This window comes from uncultured Sunxiuqinia sp. (genome assembly GCF_947495665.1).
Taxonomy (GTDB): domain Bacteria; phylum Bacteroidota; class Bacteroidia; order Bacteroidales; family Prolixibacteraceae; genus Sunxiuqinia; species Sunxiuqinia rutila.
The window spans coordinates 1-1,578 of record NZ_CANLZV010000037.1; the positions used below are offsets into that span (position 1 = coordinate 1).

The following is a 1,578-nucleotide window of genomic DNA, read 5'->3' on the forward strand; positions in this document are numbered from 1 at the left end:
CTCCAAAAATTTGTATTTTAAACATTTTTTAAGAGCTTTCAGTAGTGTGTGCACATGCTCATGCTGGGCACACACAAAGTGTATAAATCATTTGGCGGATAGTGCTAAATTCAAGGGTGTTACATTTAATAAAATTTGTGTTAGTTTGAAAGGTTCGTGCTTCCAATCGCCAAACGACACCATACACGTAACACGTTAGCGGTCAGGCAAAAAAACGACCCGAGAAACAAGTCGGGTTATTTTTTGAGAAATGTATTTTAGCAGTTGCTTAAATAAACAAGTTGACTATCTTTGTGCTTATGGAAAATAATTCTTGCATAAGACAACAAGCGGACATTAAGCAAATCAACCGCTGTAAAGACCGAGTTGCAGAACTCAACGGCTCGTTTGACTATTTGTCGAACGGACTTGAATTGGCGGGTAACAACGTCAGACTGAAAATCCTATTCCTACTTTACGAAGAGAAACAACTTTGCGTTTGCGACCTGAGTGACATTCTTGGAATGACCATTTCGGCAGTTTCTCAACACCTGCGAAAACTAAAAGACCGAAAACTCATTGAAACAGAAAGGCAAGCACAGACCATTTTCTACTCGCTGACAAACGAATACAAAAACTTGCTTGAACCGTTTTTCATAATACTTGACGAAAACAAAATTTTGGTGACAATATGAAAAAGGACAATAAACTAATCGGAGCAGGACTTTTAACGGCATTCGCTGCTTCTCTATGCTGTATTACGCCAGTTTTGGCACTAATTGCAGGAACAAGCGGACTTGCTTCCTCTTTTTCGTGGCTTGAACCTTTCCGACCGTATTTAATCGGTTTGACAATTTTGGTTCTTGGTTTTGCTTGGTATCAAAAACTAAAACCGAAAAAGGAAATAGACTGTGATTGTGAAACTGATGAAAAGCCAAAATTCATTCAGAGTAAAAAGTTTTTAGGAATTGTAACAGCATTCGCAATTGTAATGCTTGCCTTTCCTTACTATGCACATATTTTCTACCCCAAGACAGAAAAACAAGTAATAGTAGTTGATAAATCAAATGTACAGACCGTTGAGTTTACTATCAGCGGAATGACTTGTGCGGGATGCGAAGAACACGTAAACCACGAAGTGAACAAACTTTCAGGAATAATCAAATCAACTGCTTCATACAAGAATGGAAACGCAATCGTAGAATTTGACAACTCGAAAACGAAAATAGCCGAAATTGAAACAGCAATTAACGGAACAGGGTATTCAGTAACAGACAAAAAGGAAAAATAGAATGGAAATCATATTACAATCAACAATCACTTGCCCTAACTGCGGACACAAGAAAGAAGAAACAATGCCGATTGACGCTTGTCAGTACTTTTACGAGTGTGAAAACTGCAAGGCTGTATTGAAACCAAAACAAGGAGACTGCTGTGTGTATTGCAGTTATGGTAGTGTAAAATGTCCGCCAATTCAACAAGACAAGAAATGTTGCTAAAAGAAATAAAAAGCCCGAACCGCTAATCGAGTGGGAAGCCGCTAGGCTAAAAGCCTAGCGGGGAACCCCTCACACCACCCAGCGTACGGGTCTCGTACTG

3 protein-coding genes are annotated in these 1,578 nt (G+C 39.2%); all 3 read left to right on the forward strand.

Annotated features, from left to right (window positions below; all coding sequences use genetic code 11):
• Nucleotides 1–299: 299 nt before the first annotated feature.
• The 3 genes from Q1A18_RS18925 to Q1A18_RS18935 are packed head-to-tail and all read left to right on the forward strand — an operon-like array spanning nucleotide 300 to nucleotide 1,478.
• A complete protein-coding gene (locus Q1A18_RS18925) occupies nucleotides 300–674 on the forward strand; it encodes a metalloregulator ArsR/SmtB family transcription factor (RefSeq protein ID WP_299584693.1) in 375 nt (124 codons plus the stop codon).
• Entirely contained in the window at nucleotides 671–1,270 is a 600-nt protein-coding gene (gene merTP / locus Q1A18_RS18930; protein WP_299584696.1) for a mercuric transport protein MerTP, read from the forward strand. The genes Q1A18_RS18925 and merTP overlap by 4 nt, the downstream gene beginning before the upstream one ends.
• Nucleotide 1,271: 1 nt before the next feature.
• On the forward strand, nucleotides 1,272–1,478 hold the full coding sequence (locus tag Q1A18_RS18935) for a GDCCVxC domain-containing (seleno)protein (RefSeq protein ID WP_299584699.1): 207 nt from the start codon (nucleotides 1,272–1,274) through the stop codon (nucleotides 1,476–1,478).
• The last annotated feature ends 100 nt before the right edge of the window (nucleotides 1,479–1,578 follow it).

Excerpts from the sequence above, each read along its gene's own strand:
- Q1A18_RS18925 (WP_299584693.1), top strand. The coding sequence starts at position 300 with ATGGAAAATAATTCTTGCATAAGACAACAAGCGGACATTAAGCAAATC.
- merTP (WP_299584696.1), top strand. The coding sequence starts at position 671 with ATGAAAAAGGACAATAAACTAATCGGAGCAGGACTTTTAACGGCATTC.
- Q1A18_RS18935 (WP_299584699.1), top strand. The coding sequence starts at position 1,272 with ATGGAAATCATATTACAATCAACAATCACTTGCCCTAACTGCGGACAC.